This window comes from Streptococcus sp. WM07, assembly GCF_004570525.1.
Taxonomy (GTDB): Bacteria; Bacillota; Bacilli; order Lactobacillales; family Streptococcaceae; genus Streptococcus.
Genome location: NZ_SPPZ01000076.1, coordinates 1 through 6401, shown reverse-complemented (window position 1 = coordinate 6401; position 6401 = coordinate 1). Strand labels below are relative to the sequence as shown.

Sequence of the window (6401 nt, the reverse complement as noted above, 5' to 3'; positions counted from 1 at the left end):
AAAATATATAGCTTATCTTCTAGAACATTTGCCAAACGAGGAGACTCTCGTAAAAAAAGAGGTTCTAGAGGCTTATTTACCATGGGCTCCAAAAATCCAAGAGAATTGTAGATAAAGAAAACTCCAAAATTAAAAGCAATCTGCTTATAATCTTGGAGTTTTGTCAATATACTCTGTTATTGGGCGCTTACGTTATTTTTTCTGATTTTGGACATAATAAGCAATTACATCTGATGTATATTGTGCTGCTCCTTGCCCAAATTTATCAATATTTTCTTTAAACTCTGGATTATGAACGTATCCTTTACCAATTTGTTCAAATACATCTAACGAACAATCAAATCCATAAGTTCGAATAGCTTGTAAAAGCCTCCCTGCTTCTTCTTGATTTTCCCAAGCCCAAACATCTAAACCGTTTTTAAGATTTTGTACCAAAGCTTGAAATACTTGATTAAAGGCAGCAACAACAGTCTCTTCTTGTCCACTTTGACGCTCAATAGCTTGATCCACCACCTCTTGGCCATATTCTTCAACTGCCCTTTGGTAGTATTTTTGATGATCTTGATAGCTGAAGCCAACGAATTTTTCTTCAATAGTCATCTTTCTTTCTCCTTTTTGATTTTCAATTGTCTTTTGTAAAGTTGAAATCAAGGTATCTAGATGCTCCCTCTCTCGTTTCAAAGAATCTAATTGTGTCATTAAATGCGGTAACAAATCCGCCTGATTTTCCTTCAATAGCTCGGCAATTTTTTCTAAAGAAAATCCTAAATACTTATAAAATAAGATTACCTGAAGGATTTCCAAATCTTGTTGACTATAGGTTCGGTAGCCATTCTCTGATTTTAAAGGAACCAAGAGACCGATTTTATCATAGTGATACAGAGTTTTGACAGAAACACCTGAAAGCTGCGCAGCTTCTTTAATGCGATACATGATTGCCTCCTTACAAAAATAGTATAATTCCTCCCCTTAGGGGAGAGTCAAGTAATTTTTGAATATTATTTTGAAATTAAATGAGTAGGAATGAAAAATTTATTGCCACAAATATCTTTCACACAACAAAACGCATCAAGTCAATGCTTTAAGACAATTGAATTTGATGCGCTTTGCTTTTTCTGGATCTAAACTTGAACGCACTGCGTTCTTCTGTTCGTTCTCCACGTTTCGAAAGTTTTAAAATGAAGTTAGCCACCTACCTTTACTGTGAGATGAGGACTACAGCTCATTCTGATAAGTCATTGATTTCATTTGATGACAGGTTTGGAGCTGTTAGGCTAATTTGCCAAGGCTAATCATAGCCTTGGTTTAGCCTAAAAAACAGCTTCAAAAGTCCCTGTTGTCAAATGAAATTCTTTTTAAGGCATAAGAAAACACCTCCGTTCTATACTTGTTGTTCACCACAAACAAACGGAAAGGCACAGAGATGCAAGATAATTATACTACAAAAGGAAAACATCTGACAATTAATGATCGCCGAAATATCGAAAGATGGCTAAAGCAAGGCAAGTCAAACCGAGAGAGTGCTCGACTTCTTGGAAAAGCGCCTCAAACGATTAATAATGAGGTTAAGCGTGGTCTTGTTTTACAACAAGTAAAAAAAGGTCTCTACAAAAAAGTCTACTCTGCTGACTTTGCACAGGCTAATTACAAGAAGAATCGTAAACGGTCTGTTAAAAAACTTATTCTGACTGAAGAGCTGAAAGAGAAAATTCTTCACTACCATCATCAAAAATATTCACCTGAAATGATGGTTCGGACAAAAAACATTAAAGTAGCTGTCACAACAATCTACTACTGGATTAACAATGGACATCTTGGACTAACTAGGGAAGATATGCTTTATCCTAGAAGAAGAAAAGCTAGTCGGAAGCAAACGAATTCAACTTTTAAACCTGCAGGTAAATCAATAGATGAGAGATCTAAGGAGATCAATCTTCGAATGGAAATTGGCCACTACGAGATTGACACAGTTATTCTAACCAAAGAAAAGAATAATTGTTTATTGGTTATGACTGATCGTCGTAGTCGTTATCAAATCATGAGATTAATTCCTGATAAAACCGCTCAATCTGTAAATCAATCCCTCAAACAAATTCTAAATGAGTACCAAATTCTATCTATTACAGCAGATAACGGAACGGAGTTCAATCGATTATCAGAAGTATTTTCAGAAGAACAGATCTATTACGCACATCCTTATTCATCTTGGGAAAGAGGTACCAATGAAAACCAGAATAGACTCATACGCAGATGGTTACCAAAAGGAACCAAAGAAACGACCCCAAAAGAGGTCGCCTTTATTGAAAATTGGATAAACAACTATCCTAAAAAATGCTTGGGCTACAAGTCGCCGAAGGAATTTCTTAGCGGTGGCTAACTTCAACTTGAAATTTAGCATGGAGAATGGATGACTATAGTGTTAGATTAGATCTTAGAATCCTATTGACGGATATGACTTTCTTTTGATAGAATAGTCTTCGAAAAGATTGATTATTCTTATCGACTATCAGAGAGTTCGGGATGGTGGAAGCCGAATAGGAGAGGAATAAGTGGCCCTTTTTACCAGTGAAGAAAGAATGAAGGCTTAACAAGCAAAAATAGGGTGGAACCGCGTTTCGACGCCCCTTGTCTTTGGACAGGGGGGTGAAAGGTGGTTCTTTTTTATCCCCAAAGACTTTCTTGTAAATTTAGTGAAACAGCTTGTATTCGAGCTTTTCAGAGAGTCTGAACTGGTTAATGGAGAAAAATAGAAAGCAGGTCATTATGGCAGAGAAACTTACTTTTCAAGAAATTATTTTAACCTTACAGCAGTTTTGGAGTGACCAAGGCTGTTTGTTGATGCAGGCTTATGACAATGAAAAAGGGGCGGGGACGATGAGTCCGTATACCTTCTTGCGAGCGATTGGACCTGAGCCTTGGAATGCGGCTTATGTAGAGCCTTCTCGTCGTCCAGCGGATGGTCGTTACGGTGAGAATCCGAACCGTCTTTACCAACATCACCAATTTCAAGTAGTGATGAAACCAAGTCCAAGTAATATTCAAGAACTGTATTTGCAGTCCTTGGAGGTTTTGGGGATCAATCCTTTGGAACATGACATTCGTTTTGTTGAAGATAACTGGGAAAATCCTTCAACAGGATCTGCAGGTCTTGGCTGGGAAGTTTGGTTGGATGGGATGGAAATCACTCAGTTTACCTACTTCCAACAAGTAGGTGGTTTGGCGACTCAACCGGTGACTGCTGAGGTGACTTATGGTTTGGAGCGTTTGGCTTCTTATATCCAGGAAGTGGATTCCGTTTATGATATTGAATGGACAGCCGGCGTTAAGTATGGTGAAATTTTTAACCAACCTGAGTTTGAGCATTCTAAGTATAGTTTTGAGTTGAGTAATCAGGAGATGCTTTTGGACAACTTTAATAAGTTTGAAGCGGAAGCGCAAGCAGCCTTGGAAGCCGATTTGGTTCACCCTGCGTATGATTATGTGTTGAAGTGTTCCCACACTTTTAACCTCTTGGATGCGCGGGGAGCGGTTTCCGTAACTGAGCGGGCTGGCTATATTGCGCGGATTCGGAATTTGGCACGGGAAGTTGCTAAGACATTTGTGGCGGAGCGCAAGCGTTTGGGCTATCCTTTGTTGGATGAAGCCAGCCGTCAAGAATTGCTAGCGGAGGAGGACTAAGATGACAAAGACAGTATTGCTTGAACTCGGTTTAGAGGAAATGCCAGCCTACCTTGTGACTCGGAGTATGGAACAATTAGGTCAGCGCGTGGCAGACTTTTTGAAAGCTCATCGTTTGGATTTTGAAAAAATTGAAACATTTTCAACACCCCGCCGTTTGGCAGTACGGGTTAAAGGCTTGGCAGACCGCCAGACGGATCTGGTAGAAGATTTCAAGGGTCCAAGTAAGAAAATTGCCCTTGATGCAGATGGTCAGTTTACCAAAGCCGCAGAGGGATTTGTTCGAGGGAAAGGATTGACAACAGATGCCATTCGCTTTGAGGAAATCAAAGGTGAAGAGTATGTCTATGTCACTAAGGAAGAAAAAGGTCAAGCTGCTGAAGAAATTCTTCCTAACTTGACTGAGACTTTAGAAGCAATGACTTTCCCTGTTAGCATGCACTGGGCCAATTATACCTTTGAATACATTCGTCCAGTTCATACGTTAACTCTCTTGGTAAATGACCAATTGCTAGAAGCTCGTTTCTTGAATTTGGAATCCGGACGCGTTAGCCGTGGCCATCGTTTCTTGGGACAAGAGGTGACTTTAGCTTCAGCAGATAGTTATGAGGAAGATTTACGACAAGCTTTTGTTATTGCGGATCCAGCAGAGCGGACGCATATGATAATGGATCAAATAGCTGCCTTAGAGCAAGAGCATGGGGTACAGGTGGAAATTGATTCCTCCTTGTTGAATGAAGTTTTGAATCTGGTTGAGTATCCGACAGCTTTCCTAGGTTCTTTCGATCCCAAATACCTAGACTTACCGGAAGAAGTTCTAGTGACTTCTATGAAGGCCCATCAACGTTATTTTGTTGTTCGGGATCAAGCAGGGAAGCTCTTACCGCACTTTGTATCTGTTCGAAATGGAAATGCGGAGCACTTGGATAATGTCATCAAGGGAAATGAAAAAGTTTTGGTTGCTCGTCTAGAGGATGGGGAATTTTTCTGGAAAGAAGATCAGAAATTAGCCGTTGAAGAGTTGTTGCCAAAACTAGCTAAAGTAACCTTCCATGAGAAAATTGGAAGTCTTTCTGAGCATATGGAGCGGACAGCTTCTATTGCAGCCTATTTGGCGACTCAAGTTGGCTTGACTGTGGAGGAACAGGAAGAGCTAGCGCGTGCTGCTCAAATCTATAAGTTTGACCTCTTGACGGGCATGGTCGGAGAGTTTGATGAGTTGCAAGGGATTATGGGGGAGAAATATGCCCTGTTAGCTGGTGAGAAGCCAGCAGTTGCCCAAGCTATTCGTGAACACTACTTGCCAAACTCTAGTGAAGGAGTTTTGCCGGAAAGTCGTGTTGGAGCTATCTTGGCTGTAGCAGATAAGATGGATACCTTGTTGTCCTTCTTTACAGCTGGTTTGATTCCAAGTGGTTCTAACGATCCTTATGCGCTGCGTAGAGCAACTCAAGGGATTGTCCGGATTTTAGCTGCTTTTGGTTGGGATTTGGATTTGCAGGAATTACAAGATGTCTTGTACCAAAATGAATGGTATCAACACAAAGCAGAAGTCTTAGAATTCTTCAATGCTCGGATTGAAAAAATGATGGATGCAACAATTAATAAGGATATTATTCGAGCAGTCCTTTCTAATACGCAATTTAAGGTATCGTCTCGTCTGTTGGCAGCCAAAGCTTTGGCAGAGGCAGCTAAAGGAGAAGGATTTAAAGAAGCTGTTGAAAATCTGTCTCGTGTTTTCAACCTAGCAGAGAAAGCCGATCAAGTTGAAGTGGATAGCAAGCTCTTAGAGTCTGACTCTGAAAAAGCGTTAGCAGAAGCAGTCAACAATTTATCTTGGTCTGAGGATATGAACATCAATATGCAGGAGCTCTTTGATTTGGCTCCGCTGATTGCAGATTTCTTTGAAAACAACATGGTAATGGCAGAGGATCTTGCTGTTCGTGCGAACCGTCTAGCCCTTTTGGCACTCTTACGTCAAAAAGCTAGTCGTCTAGCCCACTTCACCTTGCTACAAACAAAATAGGAGAAAACATGGAAGAATCAAAAATTGAACGTATCAATGAGCTAGCCAAAAAGAAAAAAGAAGTTGGTCTAACAGAGGCTGAATTGGAAGAGCAGGCAGCTCTTCGCAAGGAGTACATTGCTAGCTATCGTCGTAGTTTACAGGCCCATATTGAAGGGATTAAATTAGTAGACGAAGAAGGAAATGATGTGACTCCAGATAAGTTGAAACAAATTCAAAAAGAAAAAGGTCTGCATAGCCGGGATAAGGAAGAAGACTGAGCCTTCTGCCTTTTGAGGAGAGGCTGGGCAAAAACTAGCAATTTCTGGCTTAGCTTGAAATTTGAATAAATAGAAAACAGCTTAGAATCAACGTTTTTAATAACGTAATTCTAAGCTGTTTTCTATTTCGAAGGCTTTTTGCCCAGCCTCTTTCTTTTTGGGTAATGTTTGGTAATTGTGTTTATACTTAACAAAAAACAAAAATAGCTGTATACTATAAGGTATGAAAGTCGAACTAAATGAATATCAAATTAGCGAATTGAAGCAAGCCCTGAAAGATAAAAAGAATGCACAGCACCATAGGAAAATTCAAGCTCTCATTCTCTACTCTGAATGTCAGAATTTAACAGCAGTAGCTAAATCAGTAGGTTTTGTTCATCAAACTGTACGAAACTTATTGAACCGTTATCTAGAAGGAGGTTTAGAGGCACTCCTTA

Annotated in this window: 6 protein-coding genes; 5 read left to right on the top strand and 1 reads right to left on the bottom strand. The window is 39.9% G+C overall.

Translation table 11 applies throughout. From position 1 onward, the window contains the following. Positions 1–192: 192 nt before the first annotated feature. Complete coding sequence (locus E4T71_RS07970) at positions 193–933, bottom strand: MerR family transcriptional regulator (protein WP_135038763.1); 741 nt, start codon at positions 931–933, stop codon at positions 193–195. Positions 934–1423: 490 nt separating this feature from the next. Between E4T71_RS07970 and E4T71_RS07965 the strand changes: the two genes are divergently transcribed. The 5 genes from E4T71_RS07965 to E4T71_RS07945 form a co-directional block, all read left to right on the top strand. Then, entirely contained in the window at positions 1424–2377 is a 954-nt protein-coding gene (locus E4T71_RS07965) for an IS30 family transposase (RefSeq protein WP_135038761.1), read from the top strand. A gap of 386 nt (positions 2378–2763) precedes the next feature. Continuing rightward, entirely contained in the window at positions 2764–3678 is a 915-nt protein-coding gene (gene glyQ / locus E4T71_RS07960; protein ID WP_135038759.1) for a glycine--tRNA ligase subunit alpha, read from the top strand. Between the two features lies 1 nt (position 3679). Further along, positions 3680–5704 (top strand): glycine--tRNA ligase subunit beta, encoded by a 2025-nt coding sequence (glyS, locus tag E4T71_RS07955; protein WP_135038757.1) that lies wholly within the window; start codon positions 3680–3682, stop codon positions 5702–5704. An 8-nt stretch (positions 5705–5712) separates the two neighbouring features. Then, positions 5713–5964, top strand: coding sequence for a DUF896 family protein (locus E4T71_RS07950; protein WP_135038755.1), 252 nt, complete (start codon positions 5713–5715; stop codon positions 5962–5964). Between the two features lie 223 nt (positions 5965–6187). Further along, a partial coding sequence (locus E4T71_RS07945) for a helix-turn-helix domain-containing protein (RefSeq protein ID WP_135034965.1) occupies positions 6188–6401 on the top strand: 214 nt, incomplete at its 3' end.

What these genes read in the sequence shown, in the direction of transcription:
- E4T71_RS07970 (WP_135038763.1), bottom strand. Translation starts at nt 933, where the DNA reads ATGTATCGCATTAAAGAAGCTGCGCAGCTTTCAGGTGTTTCTGTCAAA.
- glyQ (WP_135038759.1), top strand. Translation starts at nt 2,764, where the DNA reads ATGGCAGAGAAACTTACTTTTCAAGAAATTATTTTAACCTTACAGCAG.
- glyS (WP_135038757.1), top strand. Translation starts at nt 3,680, where the DNA reads ATGACAAAGACAGTATTGCTTGAACTCGGTTTAGAGGAAATGCCAGCC.
- E4T71_RS07950 (WP_135038755.1), top strand. Translation starts at nt 5,713, where the DNA reads ATGGAAGAATCAAAAATTGAACGTATCAATGAGCTAGCCAAAAAGAAA.
- E4T71_RS07965 (WP_135038761.1), top strand. Translation starts at nt 1,424, where the DNA reads ATGCAAGATAATTATACTACAAAAGGAAAACATCTGACAATTAATGAT.